At 70.3% G+C, this 18,623-nt stretch carries 19 protein-coding genes; 11 read left to right on the forward strand and 8 right to left on the reverse strand.

The genetic code is table 11. The annotated features are described in order from the left end of the window. Window positions 1-49: 49 nt before the first annotated feature. Window positions 50-511, reverse strand: a complete 462-nt coding sequence (locus AB0N81_RS27885) for a hypothetical protein (RefSeq protein ID WP_365363047.1) — start codon at window positions 509-511, stop codon at window positions 50-52. A gap of 107 nt (window positions 512-618) precedes the next feature. Further along, window positions 619-1,557, reverse strand: coding sequence for a tRNA (adenosine(37)-N6)-dimethylallyltransferase MiaA (gene miaA / locus AB0N81_RS27890; RefSeq protein WP_365362952.1), 939 nt, complete (start codon window positions 1,555-1,557; stop codon window positions 619-621). A gap of 182 nt (window positions 1,558-1,739) precedes the next feature. Between miaA and AB0N81_RS27895 the strand changes: the two genes are divergently transcribed. Together AB0N81_RS27895 and AB0N81_RS27900 are read left to right on the forward strand one after the other, a co-directional pair. Then, window positions 1,740-2,039 carry a hypothetical protein gene (locus AB0N81_RS27895; protein ID WP_365362954.1) on the forward strand — a complete coding sequence of 100 codons (300 nt, stop codon included), beginning with the start codon at window positions 1,740-1,742 and terminating at the stop codon, window positions 2,037-2,039. 25 nt (window positions 2,040-2,064) lie between these two features. Further along, window positions 2,065-2,331 (forward strand): antitoxin, encoded by a 267-nt coding sequence (locus AB0N81_RS27900; RefSeq protein WP_365362956.1) that lies wholly within the window; start codon window positions 2,065-2,067, stop codon window positions 2,329-2,331. 127 nt (window positions 2,332-2,458) lie between these two features. Here AB0N81_RS27900 and AB0N81_RS27905 read toward each other — a convergent pair whose 3' ends face one another. Then, window positions 2,459-3,184 (reverse strand): class III extradiol dioxygenase subunit B-like domain-containing protein, encoded by a 726-nt coding sequence (locus AB0N81_RS27905; RefSeq protein ID WP_365362958.1) that lies wholly within the window; start codon window positions 3,182-3,184, stop codon window positions 2,459-2,461. 98 nt (window positions 3,185-3,282) lie between these two features. Further along, entirely contained in the window at window positions 3,283-4,773 is a 1,491-nt protein-coding gene (gene miaB / locus AB0N81_RS27910) for a tRNA (N6-isopentenyl adenosine(37)-C2)-methylthiotransferase MiaB (RefSeq protein WP_365362960.1), read from the reverse strand. Between the two features lie 138 nt (window positions 4,774-4,911). On the opposite strand from miaB, the gene AB0N81_RS27915 reads away from it, so the two are divergent. After that, window positions 4,912-5,907, forward strand: coding sequence for a TAXI family TRAP transporter solute-binding subunit (locus AB0N81_RS27915; RefSeq protein WP_365362962.1), 996 nt, complete (start codon window positions 4,912-4,914; stop codon window positions 5,905-5,907). Between the two features lie 15 nt (window positions 5,908-5,922). Here the strand turns inward: AB0N81_RS27915 and AB0N81_RS27920 are convergent, their stop codons facing one another. Together AB0N81_RS27920 and AB0N81_RS27925 are read right to left on the reverse strand one after the other, a co-directional pair. Then, window positions 5,923-7,338: a HAMP domain-containing sensor histidine kinase gene (locus AB0N81_RS27920; protein ID WP_365362964.1), complete on the reverse strand. Its 1,416-nt coding sequence runs from the start codon at window positions 7,336-7,338 to the stop codon at window positions 5,923-5,925. A 16-nt stretch (window positions 7,339-7,354) separates the two neighbouring features. Next, window positions 7,355-8,044, reverse strand: coding sequence for a response regulator transcription factor (locus AB0N81_RS27925; protein ID WP_365362966.1), 690 nt, complete (start codon window positions 8,042-8,044; stop codon window positions 7,355-7,357). A 286-nt stretch (window positions 8,045-8,330) separates the two neighbouring features. Here AB0N81_RS27925 and AB0N81_RS27930 point away from each other — a divergent pair, with 286 nt between their 5' ends. The 8 genes from AB0N81_RS27930 (at window position 8,331) to AB0N81_RS27965 (ending at window position 15,207) form a co-directional block, all read left to right on the forward strand. After that, the gene (locus AB0N81_RS27930; RefSeq protein ID WP_365362968.1) at window positions 8,331-9,110 is read left to right on the forward strand and encodes an amino acid ABC transporter ATP-binding protein; all 780 of its coding nucleotides are present in this window, start codon (window positions 8,331-8,333) and stop codon (window positions 9,108-9,110) included. A 46-nt stretch (window positions 9,111-9,156) separates the two neighbouring features. Further along, window positions 9,157-10,077, forward strand: a complete 921-nt coding sequence (locus AB0N81_RS27935) for a glutamate ABC transporter substrate-binding protein (protein ID WP_365362970.1) — start codon at window positions 9,157-9,159, stop codon at window positions 10,075-10,077. A 123-nt stretch (window positions 10,078-10,200) separates the two neighbouring features. Further along, complete coding sequence (locus tag AB0N81_RS27940) at window positions 10,201-10,848, forward strand: amino acid ABC transporter permease (protein WP_365362972.1); 648 nt, start codon at window positions 10,201-10,203, stop codon at window positions 10,846-10,848. Continuing rightward, on the forward strand, window positions 10,845-11,855 hold the full coding sequence (locus AB0N81_RS27945) for an amino acid ABC transporter permease (protein ID WP_365362974.1): 1,011 nt from the start codon (window positions 10,845-10,847) through the stop codon (window positions 11,853-11,855). Before AB0N81_RS27940 ends, AB0N81_RS27945 begins: the two co-directional genes overlap by 4 nt. 416 nt (window positions 11,856-12,271) lie before the next feature. Next, entirely contained in the window at window positions 12,272-13,957 is a 1,686-nt protein-coding gene (locus AB0N81_RS27950) for an FAD-dependent monooxygenase (protein WP_365362976.1), read from the forward strand. 12 nt (window positions 13,958-13,969) lie between these two features. Further along, window positions 13,970-14,155 (forward strand): putative leader peptide, encoded by a 186-nt coding sequence (locus AB0N81_RS27955; protein ID WP_365362978.1) that lies wholly within the window; start codon window positions 13,970-13,972, stop codon window positions 14,153-14,155. A gap of 81 nt (window positions 14,156-14,236) precedes the next feature. Next, window positions 14,237-14,794 carry a cysteine dioxygenase gene (locus AB0N81_RS27960; protein ID WP_365362980.1) on the forward strand — a complete coding sequence of 186 codons (558 nt, stop codon included), beginning with the start codon at window positions 14,237-14,239 and terminating at the stop codon, window positions 14,792-14,794. Next, window positions 14,791-15,207: a rhodanese-like domain-containing protein gene (locus AB0N81_RS27965; RefSeq protein ID WP_365362982.1), complete on the forward strand. Its 417-nt coding sequence runs from the start codon at window positions 14,791-14,793 to the stop codon at window positions 15,205-15,207. The genes AB0N81_RS27960 and AB0N81_RS27965 overlap by 4 nt, the downstream gene beginning before the upstream one ends. Before the next feature lie 92 nt (window positions 15,208-15,299). On the opposite strand, the gene AB0N81_RS27970 is transcribed toward AB0N81_RS27965, so the two are convergent. Together AB0N81_RS27970 and AB0N81_RS27975 are read right to left on the reverse strand one after the other, a co-directional pair. Then, window positions 15,300-17,846 (reverse strand): FtsX-like permease family protein, encoded by a 2,547-nt coding sequence (locus AB0N81_RS27970; RefSeq protein WP_365362984.1) that lies wholly within the window; start codon window positions 17,844-17,846, stop codon window positions 15,300-15,302. Continuing rightward, window positions 17,843-18,559 (reverse strand): helix-turn-helix domain-containing protein, encoded by a 717-nt coding sequence (locus tag AB0N81_RS27975; protein WP_365362986.1) that lies wholly within the window; start codon window positions 18,557-18,559, stop codon window positions 17,843-17,845. Before AB0N81_RS27975 ends, AB0N81_RS27970 begins: the two co-directional genes overlap by 4 nt. Window positions 18,560-18,623 lie beyond the last annotated feature (64 nt).

Consider the following 18,623-nt stretch of genomic DNA (forward strand, 5'->3'; position numbering starts at 1 on the left):
CAAACGGGGCACGCGGTCCGGCCGGGGTCGGGGGCCGGGCGGGGTGGCCTCAGCGGAGTCTGGCCACGCGCCACACGGCGAGGACCACGGCGCCCAGGAACAGCAGCGCGTACGCGGAGACGACCCGCCAGTCCGGACGGCGCCCGGAGCCGCGCTCGGGCAGACCCGGCCAGGTGTGGCCCACTCGGCGGGCGGCCATCATTCCCCAGCCCGCGGCGCAGCAGCTGAGCAGCAGGCCGAGCATGGCGACGACGGCGCCGCCGTCGCCGAACTCGAAGGCAAGCGGGAACGCGAACATCAGGGATCCGACCGCGGCCAGGATCACGATGGGCGCGAGCTGCCAGACGCGCAGGCGCGGCTGCGGACGCAGCTCGACCTCGACCTCGGCCTCCGCCGACATCTCGTCCGCGTCGGGACCGTCGTCCGTCACGCCGCCCGCGGTCTCGTCGGGACCGTCGGGGCTGAGCTGCTCTCCGCCGTCATGCGCGGTGTTACGAGGGCCGGCCTCCATCGCCACGCGCCCTCCCACTTCGGACTTCACCGGTCGATCGATGGTCGATGATGGCACGGCGTCAGGTGCCGGGATGACCGCCGGAGCGTCCCGATGCCATCACGTGATCAGGCTGTGACCGGTCGTTCGACCAACGCCAGTGCGCGTGCCGGGAGTTCCTCGCGGTCGGCCACGGCCCCGCTGAGCCAGTGCACCCGCGGGTCGCGGCGGAACCACGAGTCCTGGCGGCGCGCGAAGCGTTTGGTGGCGCGCACCGTTTCGGCGCGTGCCTCGTCCTCCGTGCACTCTCCCGCGAGCGCCGTGAGCATCTGCTGATAGCCGAGCGCGCGGGATGCCGTGCGCCCCTCACGCAGCCCCTGCGCCTCCAGCTCGCGGACCTCGTCGACCAGGCCGCGCTCCCACATGCGGTCCACGCGCGTGGCAATGCGTTCGTCGAGTTCGGGGCGTGCCACGTCGACGCCGATCTGAACGGTGTCGTAGACGGAGTCGTGGCCAGGAAGGTTGGCGGTGAAGGGCTTGCCGGTGATCTCGATGACCTCCAGGGCGCGGACGATCCGGCGGCCGTTGCTCGGCAGGATCGCCCGGGCCGCCTCGGGGTCGGCGGCGGCGAGGCGGGCGTGCAGCGCTCCGGGGCCGCGCAGCGTGAGCTCTTCCTCCAGGCGGGCCCGTACGTCGGGGTCGGTGCCGGGGAACTCCAGGTGGTCCACCGCTCCCCGGACGTAGAGTCCGGAGCCGCCGACGAGGATCGGCCAGCGCCCTTCGGCGAGGAGGCGGTCGATCTCGGCGCGGGCCAGCTTCTGGTACTCGGCGACGCTGGCCGCCTCCGTGACGTCCCAGATGTCGAGGAGGTGGTGGGGCACACCGCCGCGCTCGTCGAGCGTCAGCTTGGCGGTGCCGATATCCATCCCTCGGTAGAGCTGCATCGAGTCGGCGTTGACGATTTCGCCGCCGAGACACTGGGCGAGGAAAACGCCCAGATCGGACTTTCCGGCCGCGGTCGGACCGACGACGGCGATGACCCGCGGGGCGGGGGTTGCACTACTCACCGCCCCAGTCTCGCAAACTGCGCGCCCCGTCCCCGAACGAGCTACGTGACGGCACGGCTCCGAGGTCGTTGCCTGTTGCGAGGTTCCGGCCGCCGGTTTCGAGGACCGATCACCCGGGCGACGCAATGAGACGCACCGGGCGGGGCGGGATTTCGCCCACACGAGTACCGTATGGAGTAGATATGGGCGTTTTTGCACGGTTCCGCCGGAAGGCCAAGGACGGCGAAGAGGCGTCGACGACCGAGGCAGCTGCGGACACACTGACGGCCGAGCCGGAAGCGGCCGAGGGGTCCCCCGAGGCCGACACCGATTCGAAGCCCGCTGCCGAGGCGGCCGCCGACAACGCGGTCGCCGAGGGCGCTGCCGAGGACAAGTCCGCGGAGGCCGCCGAAGCGGCGGACGCGGACGGCGTGGACATCCCGAAGCAGCAGTCCGCCGAGGCGGCCGCCGACAACGAGGCCGGTGAGGGCGCCCGCAAGTAGCTCCCCAGCGAGGGAAGGTGGACCCATGGGCTTCCTGGACCAACTGAAAGCCAAGCTCGCCCCTGCCAAGGACAAGGTCTCGCACCTCGCGCAGCAGCACGGGGACAAGATCGACCAGGGCCTGGACAAGGCCGCGAAGATGGTCGACGAAAAGACCAAGGGCAAGTACAGCGACAAGATCCAGACGGGTACGGGGAAGGCCAAGGGCGCCGTCGACCGCCTCGCCGGGCCGGACCAGGGCAAGGACGCGGGCGGTGGCACCGCCCCTCCCACGCCCCCTCCGGCCGCCTGAACCGCAGCGGCGGACGGCCGCGAAGCACACTGCTTCGCGGCCGCCTCCGCATGTCCGCTCCGCCGCCTGCGCATGCCCGGCTCGGGGCTGCCGCACGATGCGGCCCCGGCGACCCGGCAGCGCCCGGCTACGACCAGGCGGCCACCACGTACCCCACGCCGTACGGCGCGTCCTCGTAGAGCAGCTCCCCGGCCAGCGCCGCGCCGTCCGCCGCCCCCGCGAGCACCTGCCACGGTGCACGGCCCGCCGCCTTCAGTTCGGCCGCGAGACCCGCGTCCAGGGCCTTCAGCGCCGCGATGTCGGCCGCACCGAGCGCCCGCCCGACCTCCGCGTCGAAGCCGGCCGCCCGCTCGTCCAGGTACCCCGGCGCCTTGAGCGTGCGACACGCGCTGGCGTCGCCCATCACCAGCAGTGCCAGCCGGTCCGCGCGGGCCCCGATGTCCTCTCCGGCCTGGATGCACCGCTCCACGGCAAGCGGTTCCTCCACACCGAGGCCTTCCACCGGGGCGGTCGACCACCGCGTACGTTCGAGCAGCCAGCCGGCCACGGCGAGCGACGGCGGAAGTTCACGCTGCGCGGCTTCGTCCGGCTCGGACCGCGGCGTCGGCCCGAGCCGTACGTCAAGGTCCACCCCGAAGCCGCGGAAGGAGCCGCGCGCGCCCTGTGGATGCGTTCCGCGGCCATTCCGGTCGGCAGGACCGACCACGACCAGACGCTCGGGTCGTGCGGCGGCGAGCACTGCGATGGCGTCCGAGCACGCCGCGCGCGCGGCGTCCAGTTCAGGGGCGGCGCCCGCGGCGACCTCGGGGACGAGCAGCGGCGGAGAGGGGCAGACGGCTGCGGCGACAAGCATGATCCGCAGCGTAACGCGCCCTAGGAGGAGACTCCTCCGGAGTCCCGCTCCAGCTGTTGTCGAAGACCACCGACCGGTGTCGGAAGGATCCCCCCCGGTCAGTCGCAGCCGCAGCCGCTGCCCGTCGCCACCGGGAGCGGCTCCGGAGCACCGATCTTCGGCAGCCCCAGCATCACGCCCGCGGGCTTCGCGGCCGCCTCGGCGTTCCGCTTCTCCCAGGCGTCTCCCGCGCGCGTGGGGCGCACGTTGAGCACGGGGCCCTCGGCCAGCAGGTGGTGCGGTGCGGCGTAGGTGATCTCGACGGTCACGACGTCGCCGGGGCGCACCTCGGTGTCCGGCTTGGTGAAGTGGACCAGGCGGTTGTCGGGGGCGCGGCCGGACAGGCGGTGGGTGGCGCCGTCCTTGCGGCCCTCGCCCTCGGCGACCATCAGCTCCAGGGTGCGGCCGACCTGCTTCTTGTTCTCCTCCCAAGAGATCTCCTCCTGGAGGGCCACCAGGCGCTCGTAGCGCGACTGAACGACCTCCTTGGGGATCTGCCCCTCCATGGTCGCCGCCGGGGTACCGGGGCGCTTGGAGTACTGGAAGGTGAAGGCGCTCCCGAAGCGGGCCTCGCGGACCACGTGCATCGTCTGCTCGAAGTCCTCCTCGGTCTCGCCGGGGAAGCCCACGATGATGTCGGTGGAGATCGCCGCGTCCGGCATGGCGGCGCGGACCTTCTCGATGATGCCCAGGAAACGATCCTGCCGGTACGAGCGGCGCATCGCTTTGAGGATCTGGTCCGAGCCGGACTGGAGCGGCATGTGGAGCTGCGGCATCACGTTCGGCGTCTCGGCCATGGCGGCGATCACGTCGTCGGTGAAGTCGCGCGGGTGCGGGGAGGTGAAGCGCACGCGCTCCAGGCCCTCGATCTTGCCGCAGGCGCGCAGGAGCTTGCTGAAGGCCTCGCGGTCGCCGATGTCCGAGCCGTACGCGTTCACGTTCTGCCCGAGGAGGGTGATCTCGGAGACGCCCTCGCCGACGAGCGCCTCGATCTCCGCGAGGATGTCGCCGGTCCTGCGGTCCTTCTCCTTGCCGCGCAGGGCGGGCACGATGCAGAAGGTGCAGGTGTTGTTGCAGCCGACGGAGATCGAGACCCACGCGGCGTACGCGCTCTCGCGTCGGGTCGGCAGCGTCGACGGGAAGGCTTCGAGCGACTCGGCGATCTCGACCTGCGCCTCTTCCTGGACGCGGGCGCGCTCCAGAAGCACCGGCAGCTTGCCGATGTTGTGCGTGCCGAACACGACGTCGACCCAGGGCGCCCTCTTGACGATGGTGTCGCGGTCCTTCTGGGCCAGGCAGCCGCCGACGGCGATCTGCATCCCCGGACGCTTGGTCTTCATCGGCGCCAGGCGCCCGAGATTGCCGTACAGACGGTTGTCGGCGTTCTCGCGCACGGCGCACGTGTTGAAGACGACGACGTCGGCATCACCGTCCGCCCCTTCGGGCGCACGCTCGTAACCGGCGTCCTCCAGCAGGCCGGAGAGCCGCTCGGAGTCATGGACGTTCATCTGGCACCCGTAGGTGCGCACCTCGTAAGTCTTCGCGCTCATCTCGCCCCCCAGGGTACGGGGTCGCCACGCGCGCGTGCCCGCGGATTCGGACCGCGGCATCAGGGGGTGGTCTCCGGAGTGGTGCCGTGTGACCTCGCCCCTGGTCATCACGGTGAGCGGACTGGCAGGATCGCGCGCATGTTCCAGGCACTCCCGCACATCAGCAGGCGCCGCGCCCTGCAAGGTTCAGCCGCGGCCCTCGTGGCGTTCGGGCTGCTGCTCTGGTGGTTGGTGCCCATGGACGAGGACTCCCCCAGCGGGCGGGTGAGGTTCAGCACGGGCGTGCAGAAGGGCGTGTACGAGCGGTACGGAGAGCTCCTGCGGACGGCGATCTCCCAGGACATGCCGAACGTCGACGTCGAGCTTTTGAACAGCGAGGGGTCGCAGCAGAACGTCGCACGGGTGGCCACCGGGAAGGCCGACTTCACCATCGCCGCCGCCGACGCCGTCGAGACGTACCGCCTGGACGGCGCACCGGGCTGGCACCGGCTGCGGGGCTGCACGCGGCTGTACGACGACTACGTCCAGCTCGTGGTGCCCCGCTCCTCGAAGATCGACACCGTTGAGGACCTGCGGAACAAGCGGGTGGCGGTCGGACAGGAGCACTCCGGAGTGCGGCTGATAGCCGACAGGGTGCTCGACGCGGCGGGCCTTGACCCGGTCACGGACATCAAGGCGGTCTCCGCCGGCATCGACACCATGCCGGCCCTCCTGGAGAAGGGCTCCATCGACGCCTTCTTCTGGTCGGGCGGACTTCCGACCGCTTCCGTGCGCACCTTGTCGAACAAGATGGACATCGAGCTCGTGAAGCTCGGCTACCTCGTCGACTCGCTGCACAAGCAGGGCGGCGGCTCGCGCTACTACCGGGCCGCGACGATGCCGGCCGACGCCTACCCCGAGGCCCAGCAGGGTTCCGCCGTGCCGACGCTGGCCGTGGCGAACCTCCTCGTGACCACGGACCGGGCCGATCCCGAGCTGACCGAGAGACTGACCCGCACCGTCATCGACAGCCGTGACCACATCGGCGATCAGGTACACGCGGCCCAGCTGGTGGATCTGCGCACCGCCCTGTTCACGGACCCGCTCCCGCTGCACGAGGGCGCGCGCCGCTACTACCGCTCGGTCAAGCCCTGAGCCGCCGCCCGGCGGCTACGGCCGCCCGAGGGGCTCGCTGCGCGGAACGCTGACCGTCACCTTCAGCCCGTGCGGTTCGTGGCGTGCGTACGCGATGGAGCCGCCGCCCGCCGCGAGCAGCGCCCGCGAGATGGACAGGCCGAGCCCTGAGCCCTTCACGTTCTGGTGGCGGTTGCTGCGCCAGAAGCGGTCGCCGACCCGGGCGAGCTCGTCGTCGGTGAGGCCGGGGCCGCCGTCGGTGACCACGACGGTCGTCGTCCCGTTGCTGGAGGAGACCGTCACGTGGACCGGCCCTCCCTCGGGTGTGAACTTCAGGGCGTTGTCGATCACCGCGTCCAGTGCGCTGGAGAGGGCCACCGGGTCGGCCCAGCCGGTGGTGGCTGGGCATGTGCCCGTCAGCCGCACGCCCCGCTCGTCGGCGAGCGGCCGCCAGGAGGCGACGCGCTCGGCGGCCAGCTCCCCGATGTCGGTGAGGCTCAGGTCGGCTGCGACGTGCTCGGCGAGCGCCAGGTCGAGCAGGTCGTCGAGGACCTGGGCCAGGCGCTTGCCCTCGGTGCGGACCGAGGCGATCTCCTCGTTGCCCTCGGGCAGTTCGAGGGCGAGGAGCTCGATGCGGAGCAGCAGGGCCGAGAGCGGGTTGCGCAGCTGGTGGGAGGCGTCGGCGACGAAGGCGCGCTGCTGCTCCAGCACGTCCTGGACGTTGTCGGCCATCTCGTTGAACGACCGGGCCAGGCGTCTGAGTTCCGGCGGGCCGCCCGCGGGCGCGACCCGGGATCTGAGGCGTCCGGTCGCTATGTCGTGCGTGGTCGCGTCCAGGATGCGCACCGGGCGCAGCACCCATCCGGTGAGCCGCAGCGCCGCGCCGACCGCAAGGAGCATGGCCGCCGACTCGCCCGCGCCGATGAGCAGCCAGCCGTGCAGAGTCTGTGAACGCATGCGTCCGGTCGGTGAGTCCGTGACGACGACGGCGATGACGTCGCCGTCCTTGATCACCGGTGAGGCGACGGCCAGCCGCCCCCGCTGCCACGGCCAGACCTGCTCGGGGTTGTGGCTGCCACGGGAGCGGAGCGCCTCTTGGAAGGCGTCACGCAGGGCTCCGTGGGTGGGCAGGAACCAGTCGTTCGGGGACTGGGCCATGGCGCCGTCGTCGCGGTAGAAGACGCCCGCGCGGATGCCGTAGACGTCGTAGTAGTCGTCGAGTTCCATCTGCAACGTCTCGCGGCGTTCGTCGGTGCTCCCTATCCCGAGAGGCCCCGTGGGGCGTTTGGTGACGAACTGGGCGAGCGAGGCGAAACGGGCCGTGTCGTCGATCCGGTCGACGACCACCTTCTGCTGCTGGGCCGCGGCGACGCTGACGGCGAGCGGGAAACCGAGCGCCAGCAGTACGCCCGCCATGAGGATGATCAGCAGCGGGAGGAGGCGAGAGCGCACCTGTCCTCGCTCTTGGCTACGCGGCCGGAGCGACGAGGCGGTAGCCGACGCCGCGCACGGTCTCGATCAGGGCCGGCATGTGCAGCTTGGAGCGCAGGGACGCGACGTGCACCTCCAGGGTGCGGCCCGTCCCTTCCCAACTGGTGCGCCACACCTCGCTGATGATCTGCTCCCGGCGGAACACCACTCCTGGCCGCTGGGCGAGGAGGGCCAGCAAGTCGAACTCCTTGCGGGTCAGTTGGACAACCGAACCCTCCACGCTGACCTGTCGGGTGGGCAGTTCGATACGCACGGGGCCGAGGCGCAGATCGCTGTCGCCGGGGGCCGAGGCGCCGCCGGGGGCGGGCCTCCGGATGACCGCGTGGATACGGGCGATGAGCTCCCCGGTGTCGTACGGCTTCACTACGTAGTCATCGGCCCCGAGGTTGAGGCCGTGGATCCGGGAGCGTACGTCCGAGCGGGCCGTCACCATGATCACTGGCGTCGAGCCGCGCTTGCGGATCTTGCCGCACACCTCGTAGCCGTCCTGATCGGGCAACCCCAGGTCGAGAAGCACCACTCCGAAGGGGGGCGTTTCCGCGGGCAGCAGGGCCTGTAGCGCCTCTTCGCCACTGCGGGCGTGCACGACGTCGAAACCGTGCCGGGCCAGGACCGCGGACAGGGCGGCGGCCACATGATCGTCATCCTCGACGAGAAGCAGTCTCACAGGGGCCCCCTCCAGTTCATCCGTCGTTCCGTCGTGGCCGGTAGGCATGGCCAGTGCTCGCGCGAGCGCACCAAGGCATCCACGCCGATGGATAAGGACCGCGTCAAGGGGGTTCAGGTCGTCAGCACGTTCCGTTACCCACCCGGTACGCACTCCGTGGACCCTCTTCACACGGTGTGTCCGGTTGCGGCCGGATCGTTATGCTCAATTTCCCCTCAGATGTAATGACGCTGGTCGCACTGGGTTATTACTGTCCTCCCAACCGAGGAGGATGGAGCAACAAGCCGTGACCGAAGTATCGGTGACCAAGGACGCCATACCGCCCGGGGCGGACGACCTTGTCGTGCTGAAGAACGTCAACAAGCACTTCGGCGCTCTGCACGTCCTCCAGGACATCGACCTGACCATTGCCCGTGGTGAGGTCGTCGTGGTGATCGGCCCCTCCGGGTCCGGCAAGTCGACCCTGTGCCGCGCCATCAACCGCCTGGAGACGATCGATTCGGGAGACATCTCGATCGACGGCAAGCCGCTGCCCCAGGAGGGCAAGGAGCTCGCCCGGCTCCGCGCGGACGTGGGCATGGTCTTCCAGTCGTTCAACCTGTTCGCGCACAAGACCGTGCTCGAGAACGTGACACTGGGCCAGACCAAGGTGCGCAAGATCGGCAAGGCGGAGGCGGAGACGAAGGCGCGCGGCCTGCTGGACCGCGTGGGCGTCGCCTCCCAGGCCGACAAGTACCCCGCGCAGCTCTCCGGTGGACAGCAGCAACGCGTGGCCATCGCGCGCGCGTTGGCGATGGACCCCAAGGTGATGCTCTTCGACGAGCCGACATCGGCGCTCGACCCGGAGATGATCAACGAGGTCCTCGAGGTGATGCAGCAGCTCGCCCGGGAGGGGATGACGATGGTCGTCGTCACCCACGAGATGGGCTTCGCCCGCTCGGCGGCCAACCGCGTCGTCTTCATGGCCGACGGCCGGATCGTCGAAGAGGCCGTGCCGGACCAGTTCTTCAACAACCCGCGCAGCGACCGGGCCAAGGACTTCCTGTCGAAGATCCTTAAACACTGAGGCTCCCACGCCGTCTCAACTCCAGTCGAAACAAAGGATGTTCTCCATGAAGCTCCGTAAGTCCGCTGCCGCAGCCGCCGTCGTCGCCGCTCTCGCACTGACCGCCACCGCGTGCGGCGGCGAGGAGGGGACGGCCGGCGACAAGCCGAAGGACCCGACGGGCGGGAAGAACGCGCCCAAGCTGCCCACGTACGACGTGAAGTCGGACGTGAAGATCGACTCGGACGTCCTGAAGAAGGCCCAGAAGGCCGGCAAGATCGTCATCGGCGCCAAGGACGACCAGCCGTACCTTGGCTTCAAGGACAGCGGCGGCAAGCGCTCCGGCTTCGACATCGAGATTGCCAAGATGGTCGCGGCCGACCTCGGCTTCAAGCCCGACCAGATCGAGTTCAAGACGATCGACTCCGGCGTGCGTGAGACCACCATCTCCAAGGGTGACGTCGACCTGTACGTAGGCACGTACACGATCAACGACGAGCGCAAGAAGCAGGTCGGCTTCGCCGGTCCGTACTTCATGGCTGGCGCGGACCTGCTCGTCCGCGAGGATGACAAGAGCGTCACCGGTCCGGACTCGGTCAAGGGCAAGAAGGTCTGCTCCATCGTCGGCTCGACTCCGCTTCAGGAGATCAAGAAGTCGAAGTACGGCGCCAAGACCGTCGAGCTGGCCAAGTACTCGGAGTGCGTGCAGCAGCTCATCAACAAGGAGGTTGACGCCGTCACCACTGACGACGCCATCCTCAAGGGTTACGCAGCCCAGCAGCCGAAGGCTCTGAGGGTGGTCGGCAAGCCGTTCACCAAGGAGCCGTACGGCATCGGCATGAGCAAGGGCGACAAGGCTCTGCGTGACGCGGTCGCCGACGCGGTCGAGGCGCACCAGAAGAACGGCGACTACAAGAAGGCGTACGACGCGACGCTCGGCCTCTCGGGTTCCGAGTTCAACGAGCCGCCGGCTCTCGAGCGCTACTGACGCGCGCCGACCGCCCGCCCCACCCCCCGGCAGTGAGTTGACCGGTTCCCCGTACGCACCGCCTCGGTGCGTACGGGAGTCGGCTTCCCCTGCCCGACCACTGCCGCCCACGAGGACATCCCCGTGAATGTACTGCTCGACCATTTGGCGGAATTCCGCGAGGGATTCATAGGCACTGTCTGGCTGACCGTGGCCAGCGGCGTGCTCGCGCTGTTCCTCGGCGTCGCGCTCGCCGGGTTCCGGGTGTCGCCGGTACCGCCGCTGCGGTTCTTCGGCGCCGCTTGGGTCACCCTGTTCCGGAACACACCGCTGACGCTGCTCTTCCTCACTATCTGGTTCGCGGTGCCGCAGGTCTTCGACTTCGGCTTCGACCCGTGGACCAAGGCGCTGATCGTGCTCAGCGTCTACACCTCGTCGTTCGTCTGCGAGGCCGTCAGGTCCGGTATCAACACCGTTCCCCTCGGCCAGGCGGAAGCCGCCCGTTCGCTCGGCATGACGTTCTTCCAGACCCTCGGCACGATCGTCCTGCCGCAGGCGGTGCGCAGCGTGCTGCCGCCGCTGAGCAGCATCTTCATCGCGTTGACTAAGAACTCCGCCATCGCGGGCGCGTTCAGCGTCACGGAGCTGTTCGGCTGGCAGAAGTTCCTCAGCGACCAGGGCTTCGCCATCGCCTGGCTCTTCCTCTGGGTGGCGCTCGGCTACCTCCTGATCACTTTCACCATCAGCGGTCTGTTCCGGCTGCTCGAGCGGAGCCTGGAGGTCGCACGATGAGCTCCAGCGTCCTGTACGACGCCCCGGGCCCCAGGGCCCGGATGCGCAACCGCATCTACTCCGTCGTCGGCACGGCCGCCATCATCGGCCTCATCGCCTTCGTGATCATGCGTCTCGCCGACCGGGGACACTTCGACTCCGAAGTGTGGAACACCTTCAACTACTCCAACGTGCGGACCACCATCCGCGACGGCATCGTCACCACACTGCAGGTCTTCGCGCTCGCCGGTGTGCTGTCCCTGGTGCTCGGTGCGGTGCTCGCGGTCGCCCGCGCGTCGGACCACCGCCCGGTCCGCTGGCTGGCCACCGGGTTCATCGAGTTGTTCCGTGCCATCCCGCTGCTGATCACCATCTACGCCCTGTGGGTGCTCTTCCTCACCTACAAGAGCGACCTCGGTGCCGTCGGGACGAACAACGGCTTCTGGGCCTTGGTCATCGGCCTGGCCATCTACAACAGTGCGGTGCAGGCAGAAGTGTTGCGGGCCGGCTTCAACGCCGTGCCACGCGGCCAGGTGGAGGCGGCCTACGCGCTGGGGCTACGCAAGTCCCAGGTGATGACGATGCTGCTGCTGCCGCAGGCCGTCAGGTCCATGCTGCCCACGATCATCAGCCAGCTGGTGGTGACGCTGAAGGACACCTCGCTCGGCTACATCATCACGTACGCGGAACTGCTCTACGCCGCCCGGCAGCTGGCCAACACCACGCTCGTCAACGGGCAGTACATCTACGTACCGGTGATCATGGTTGTCGGCACGATCTATGTGGCGATGTGTATGGCGCTCTCCGCCCTCGCCACGTGGGTCGAGAAGCGTGGGCGTCGCGCCAAGACGGGCATCGCCGTGGCGGCGGCCGCCGAACCGGCCGAGGCCCCGGGGGTTCTCGACCCGTCCGAACCGCTCGGCCCCACGGGTAACGCCCCTCAGCCGGCCGACACTGCCCCGGCGGGCCCCAAGGGCGCATCGGCGGAACCCGACGGTCCCGAGGACACGCCCGGGAAAGGGAACTGAGGGCACGTCAAGCACCGGTTAAGAAGAAACGGAGGGAGGAGGGGTGGCCTGTAGGCCGCCCCTCCTCCCTTTAATTCGTTTGATCATGAGCCGAACTTCAGCGTCGCCTGGGACTGCTGCTCGCCGTGGCTCAAATGGGTGTCGACAATTGGAGTGACCAAAGGCCGGCTTCCCCATCACCGTCAAGACCTGACGGTGCGCAAGCCGAAGGTGCCGCCCCGCCCGATGTGACATGGGAAGGGGCAGTGGCGGTAGTGGTCGCGCCGCTGCCGCCGTCGCTTGACGCAGGCACAAGCAGTGGGTTGCATACGTTCTGTGATCGTGCACCGGGCTCCAACTGCCAGTTTCTGTACGTACGTCCAGCGCTTCCGGGCAGTCCGGACCCTCGGAGCCCGCCGGGCCGGAGGGTGTGCGCCGTGGACCCGGTGATCGTCGTCGGCGCGGGCCCCGTCGGACTGGCGCTCGCCCTCGCGCTCGCGCGCCACTCGGTGCCCACCGTCGTCCTCGACGAGGGCCCCGGCAAGGACGAACAGCGGCTCGCGCGGACCGTCGTGCTCCGGGAGGACACGGCGGCGTTCGTGGAACGGCTCGCGGGTCGCCCGTTCGGTGAAGCGGAGTCCGGCGCACGATGGACCGGATGGCGCTCCGTACGGCGCAAGCAGCTGATGCGGGAACTCGACTTCGACGAAGAGACCCCCGCCCCACTGCACCTTCCCCAACACGCTCTGACCGGCGCCTTTCGCGAGGCCATCGCCGAAGAGCGGCTCGTCAAAGTAGTGGTGGACAACAAGCTCGACTCCCTGGAGCAGGACGCCGGTGGGCTGACCGCGCACACGCGCGGGCCCAAAGGCACGTGGTGGCGGGGCAGTTATCTGGTGGGCTGCGACGGCTCCCGCTCCACCGTGCGCAAACTCCTCGACGTCCGCTTCCCGGGCCGCACTGCCGTGGAGCGACACGCCGTGGCCGCGCTGCGCACGGAACTTCCGTGGCCGGGTCAGGCGTTGTTGCACCGGATGCCCCCGTGGCGCCACGGGGGCGCCGAGGTGACCGGCCGTCCCCTCGCCGAAGGGGTGTGGCGGCTCGACTGGCTGCTTCCGCCACGCGGCGAGCTGGTGACGCCCGACGCCCTCGTGGTGCGCATCCGGGAGACCCTCGCGGGCTGGTGCGGAGGCTCCACCCCGCCGTACGAACTGCTCGACACGGGTGTGCACACCGTCCACCACAGGCTCGCACGCCGGTGGCGGGTCGGCCGCGCCTTCCTCGCCGGGGACGCCGCGCACCTGCTCGGCGCGCTCGGCACCCAGGGGCTCGACGAAGGGCTGCGGGACGCCGACAATCTCGCCTGGAAGCTGGCGCTCTCCTGGCACCACGGCGCGAGCGAATCCCTGCTCGACAGTTATCAGGTCGAGCGGCGGGCCGGCGTGGCCGCGCGGCTGCGCGCCGCCGATCAGTCGCTGCCCGCTCTGCGCGGCGGCAAGGGCCTGCGCTCGTACGTGCCCGGATCCGCGCGCGGGCACGACACGCTCCTCACGGACGGCCATGTGGGGCGCGGGCCGCTCGGCGCTCCCTCGTCGTACGCCGATTCGCCGCTGGCGGCCGCTCCGTCCGAGTCCGTCACGGTGGTCGGCACGGAGCCCGGAGCGCCGGTCGCCGATGTGCGGGTGACGGCACCGGACGGTTCGTTCGTGCGGCTGCGGGACCGGCTCGGTCTCGGGCACCTGATCGTCGTCCTCGTCGCGCCGGGTACGGTCGTGTGGGAGCGGCGGCACTGGGTGAAGGCCGGGATCATGCCACGGCTCGCCGCGGCCGTCACGGCACTGCCGCACCCCGCCGAGCTGCTCGTCGCGGAGAGCTACCCCGGCGCCGCCGCCCACTCGGTCCTCCTCGTACGACCCGACGGCCACCTGGTGACCGCACTCTCCGGAGTGCGCCCCGCCGAGCTGTACGCGGCGGCCGAAGCCGCACTGGGCATTCCGTCACCGACGGAACACGGGGACGGAGCGAAGTCGCCGGGTCGGACGGGTGAGATGGGCCGGCCGGGAGACGCGGGCCGGGCGGGCAAGGCGGAGAGCGCGGCGGGGGCCACGCGGCCCCCGGGGTGAGCGGGGACGACCATGGGGCCGGGCCCCGCGGCTGACCGACCGCTGGGACCGGCCCGCTCGCATGCTGAGCCGGGGTTGACCGGTTTACACCCCCGTGGTCTACTCCGGATCGTGACAGACACCGATGTTCGCCTGTGGCGGAGGGTCCACATGGACCTCGTCCGCTACGCAGGCTGCGTGTGTCACCCGTCCTGCTGAAGTCGCATTTTCCCTCGCGCGCTGAGCCCCGGGTCCCCGGGCTGTCTCGCGCGCCTTCCGCGAATCTCCAGGACGGTATCCGTGTCTGTTGCCCCTTCCTCCACCGCGCCCTCTTCGACCTCCGCGCCCTCTTCGGCGCGTTCCGCGGCGCCCACCGCCGCCGAACTCCTCGCCTTCGTCCGCCGCACCGCGGCCGACGCCGAGCTCATCGCCTCCCTGCCGCTCGACCCCGAGGGCCGCACCTGGGTCCGTCTGCAGGGACCGGGCGGCAGCGAGGCCTGGCTGATCGGCTGGCCGCCCGGCACCGGGACCGGGTGGCACGACCACGCGGAGTCGGTCGGCGCCTTTCTCACCGCGGCGGGCACCCTGAGGGAGAACTCGCTCGCCGCGCGCCTGCCCACCGACGGGTGGAAGACCCTGGAGCTCTCTGAAGACGTCGACCGCGAGCGGGAGTTGACGGCCGGCGAGGGCCGCGCATTCGGCCGTAATCACGTGCACGAGGTGCTGAACGAGTCCACGACCGAGCACGCTGTCTCCGTGCACGCCTACTACCCGCCGCTGCCACGGATCCGTCGCTACAGCCGTACCGGTGACGTGCTCCGCCTGGAGTCCGTGGAGCGCCCGGAGGACTGGCAGTGAGTGATCGAGAGAACACGGATGACCAGCCGGTCGGAATCGACGAGTTGCTGGAACGCCTGCGGCTCGACCTGCACCGGCTTTCTCCGGAGGAGGCACACAAGACCGCTGCGAGCGGAGGGCTGCTGGTCGACATCCGGTACGCGGCGCTGCGGGAGCGAGACGGGCTGATCCCCGGAGCGCTCGTCGTCGAACGCAACGAGCTGGAGTGGCGCCTCGACCCCCAGGGCAGTCATCGCGCTCCTGAGGCCACCGGTCACGACCTGCACGTCGTCGTGGTCTGCAACGAGGGGTACGCGTCCAGCCTCGCGGCCGTCTCCTTGCGGCAGTTGGGCCTGCGTCACGCCACCGATCTCGTCGGCGGCTTCCAGGCGTGGCGGGCGGCGGGCCTGCCGGTGGTGGCTGCCGAAAGGTGAGTACGCGTGTGTGGGCGCCCCCGTAGGTAAGGGGCGCCCACCATTGCGTACCGCTCCTTACGCGCTACTCCTTACGCGCTCCTCCTCGACCACTACTCCTTGGCGGTCGCCACCGTGACCGGCAGCGGCCGTAGGGCGGCGCGGCCCGGCAGGGCGGTCGCGGCCAGGGCGAGCAGTCCGGCGACGGCGACCACGGAGACGTACATCAGAGGGACGACCGTCGGTGCCGCTCTGCCGGTCATCCCCACACTGAACGCCGTCAGGACGGCGAACGCCACGCCGCTTCCCAGCGCGGCGCCGATGAACAGGACCGACAGTGCCTCGGCGCGCAGCATCCGCAGGACCTGGCGGCGTGTGGCACCCGCGAGACGCAGCATCGCGAACTCCCGCATGCGCTCGGATACGGACATCGCGAGGGTGTTGACGACGGCTATGGCGGTGAAGGCCAGGACGAGACCCATCGCCAGGAGGTTCACCTCCGCGTTGGCCTGCCGGCTCTCGGCCTGGAGACTGTCCACGGCGGCGGGGGTGAGAACGCGTACCCCCGGGAACTTCTCGACGCCTGCCGCGAGTTGTTCCTGCGTACGGTCGCTCTTGACGAGGACTGTGGCGGCGAGCGGGTTGTCCACGTGGCGGGTGACCAGGTCGTGCGCCATGGTCAGATCGCCGAACCCGAGACCGCGTGCGTACACGGCGCGGACGGTGAGCTCCTTCTTCGTGCCGTCTCCCAGGGTGAGCTTGAGCGTGCTGCCCGGTCGCAGGCCGAGTTGGTCCGCGGCGAGTTCGCTGACGGCCACGGTGCCCTTGCCGAAGTCCTTGAGCGAGCCGGCGGTGACGTCCGGGTCCCAGGTCCGGGTGAGGCCTTCGGGGGTGACGCCCTGCGCGGGGTACTTGTCGAGCCCGACGCGCACCGTCGTGCGGACGACCTCGGTTGCGGCTTCGACGCCTTCGGTCGTACGCAGCTTCCGTGCGGCCTCCGCCGGGACGCCCGGCCCTTGTGCGGCCAGTACCCAGTCCGCGCGGATGCCTTCGCGGGCCTGGACACGCGCGGCGTCGTCGAGGGTGGGCTGGACGAAGAGGACGGTGCAGGTCATGCCGGTGAGGAGGGCGAGCGGAGTGACGACGGCGGCCATCCGGGCCGCGTTGCCTCGCAGATTGGCGTGGGCGAGCCTGCCGCCGGGGCCGCTCAGCCGCAGCGGGCCCCGCATAAGGGCAGCGGCCGCCCGGACGACGAGCGGTCCCAGGAGCGCGATGGCGCAGGCGAAGACCACCACTGTCAGGAACGTCACGGGGGTCGACGCCGCCTCGGTGCGCAGCATGCTCAACACGGCGACCAGGACAACGCCTCCGGCGAGAAGCACGAGGCCTGCGGCGATGCGGCTCCAGGCGGGTCCGCGGCGCTCGACCCGCGCTTCGGCGAGGGCCTGGGCCGGGCGGATTCCGGCGATTCTGCGCCCCGCGATGCGGGCGGCGGCCCAGGCGCCCAGCAGGGTGGCGCCCACGGCGACCAGGGGCGGGAAGACGCTGACGGCCCGTTCGAGGGTGGCGGGCACGGCTCCGGTTGCCACGAACCGTCCGTGCAGCCAGCCGCCGAGCGGAAGGCCGGCGAGCGCTCCGGCGACCCCGGCGGCGGCTCCGACGATCAGCGCCTCGCGGCCGAGGAGCCTGCGGATCTGCTTCGGTGTCGCGGCGACCGCCCGCAGCAGGGCGAGTTCGCGGTGGCGTTGCTGGACCGAGAGGGCGAAGGTGCCGACGACCACGAGGACGGCGACGAGAAGGGAGGTGCCGCCCATGGCTCCGCCCATGCTGACGAGTTTGACGCGCGCTCCCGCCGCGTCGAGGAACTCCACGGCTCCTCGGTCGTTGCCCACGCCGACCTGCGCCGTCGTCCCGTCGACGGCGCGTTCGACCGCCTTCTCCAGTTCGGCGACGGTGGTGCCCTCGGCCGGTACGACACCGAAGGCGGTGACCTTCCCGGGGTGTGCGGCGAGCCGCTCGGCCTCTTCGGAGGAGAAGAAGAGCGAGGTCTGGTGGGCCAGATCGCCGTTCTCGGGCGCGGCGACGCCGGTGATGCGGTAGTCACGCGGACTCTGCGTCGACTGGACGGTGAGACGGTCGCCGGGCTTCAGGCCCGCGCGTTCGGCGAGGCCGCGGTCGATGACGAGATCGTGGGCGGTGCGCGGGGCCGTGCCGTCGACGAGGTGGAACGGAGTGAGAGCGGCGGACTCCCAGGCGTGCCCGTACGAGGGTGTACCGGACCCACTCGCTCCGTCAGGCAACAAGGGCGCCGCGAGGAACGTGAGTTCGGGCACGATGCCACCGACGCCCGGGGCCTTCTCGAGTCTGTCCCCGATGTCGTCGGCCTGCAGCCAGGCTCTTTCGGCGATCGGTTTCGCCTTGTGCTTGACCTTGGTCTTGCCCTTCTTGTGCTTGACCGTGGTCCGGTGGACGTTCTGGTCCGCGGAGACGATCACGGGGGCCGCGGCGTAGCGCTCGGTCTTGATCGTGCCGCGCAGGCCCGTCTCCAGGAGGGTGCCGCAGGCCGTGATGAGGGCTGCGGCACACATCAGCGCGAGGAAGGCGCCCAGGAATCCGCCTTTGCGGTCCCTGACCGTCTGCAGTGCGTAACGCAGCATCATGACGACTCGGTCTCTTTTCGGTGGTCGGAGGAGGCCGTCGGCGCGGGGAAGGCCAGGAAGCGCGTGAGGACGGTGTGGGCGTCGGCCGGAGTGTCCGTGTCGGGTCGCTTGTAGCGATTGAGCAGCGCGATGTACTCCTCGAAGAACTCGTGGAGTTCGGGGAGGGTCAGCCGGATCGTGCCTCGCGAGTAGGGCAGGGCGTCGGCCCACTCGTCGGGTTCGGCGCCGTGCGACCGCTGTTGTTCCTGGCTCCGCTCCCGTTGCAGTTGCGCGAAGAGTTCCAGGTCGGCGGCGTACGAGAGGTGGTTGAGCTCGTCCATGACGCGTCGCGTCTCGGGGCTCTGCCGGCTGCGCGGCGGAAAGCGCCGGTCGCCCGGGACAGCCCGCCACCAGCGCTCACGGCCGTGTCCCGAGCCGGGCGTCTCCTCGACGAAGCCGTAGCGGGCGAGCTCGCGCAGGTGGTAGCTGGTCGCCCCGGTGTTGAGGCCCAGGGCTCGGGCGAGCGTCGCGGAGGTCGCCGGGCCGTGCACAGTGAGGTGCTGCAGCATCTGCTGCCGCCTCGGCTGTGCGAGCGCCTTGAGGACGCGCAGGTCGCTCAGTTCCTGCGGGGCCGGGGACCCGGTCTGGGGTCGGGGGTCAGCCAGGGGCTGGACGTCGGCCCGGGGTGGATCGTCGGGCCGCGCCGCGTCGGTCGTGCCGGGTTCCTGTGCCATGCGTACACAGTCGTCTGTGCACAGGTCGCTGTGCACTGCGGTGTCCCGGCGTCTCCGCAGGGGG

Source organism: Streptomyces sp. NPDC093510 (assembly GCF_040683555.1).
Taxonomy (GTDB): Bacteria; Actinomycetota; Actinomycetes; order Streptomycetales; family Streptomycetaceae; genus Streptomyces.

Coding starts and splice junctions, on each gene's coding strand:
- AB0N81_RS27885 (WP_365363047.1), bottom strand. CDS start 511: ATGGAGGCCGGCCCTCGTAACACCGCGCATGACGGCGGAGAGCAGCTC.
- AB0N81_RS27900 (WP_365362956.1), top strand. CDS start 2,065: ATGGGCTTCCTGGACCAACTGAAAGCCAAGCTCGCCCCTGCCAAGGAC.
- AB0N81_RS27915 (WP_365362962.1), top strand. CDS start 4,912: ATGTTCCAGGCACTCCCGCACATCAGCAGGCGCCGCGCCCTGCAAGGT.
- AB0N81_RS27895 (WP_365362954.1), top strand. CDS start 1,740: ATGGGCGTTTTTGCACGGTTCCGCCGGAAGGCCAAGGACGGCGAAGAG.
- AB0N81_RS27945 (WP_365362974.1), top strand. CDS start 10,845: ATGAGCTCCAGCGTCCTGTACGACGCCCCGGGCCCCAGGGCCCGGATG.
- AB0N81_RS27905 (WP_365362958.1), bottom strand. CDS start 3,184: ATGCTTGTCGCCGCAGCCGTCTGCCCCTCTCCGCCGCTGCTCGTCCCC.
- miaB (WP_365362960.1), bottom strand. CDS start 4,773: ATGAGCGCGAAGACTTACGAGGTGCGCACCTACGGGTGCCAGATGAAC.
- AB0N81_RS27970 (WP_365362984.1), bottom strand. CDS start 17,846: ATGATGCTGCGTTACGCACTGCAGACGGTCAGGGACCGCAAAGGCGGA.
- AB0N81_RS27935 (WP_365362970.1), top strand. CDS start 9,157: ATGAAGCTCCGTAAGTCCGCTGCCGCAGCCGCCGTCGTCGCCGCTCTC.
- AB0N81_RS27955 (WP_365362978.1), top strand. CDS start 13,970: ATGGGGCCGGGCCCCGCGGCTGACCGACCGCTGGGACCGGCCCGCTCG.
- AB0N81_RS27975 (WP_365362986.1), bottom strand. CDS start 18,559: ATGGCACAGGAACCCGGCACGACCGACGCGGCGCGGCCCGACGATCCA.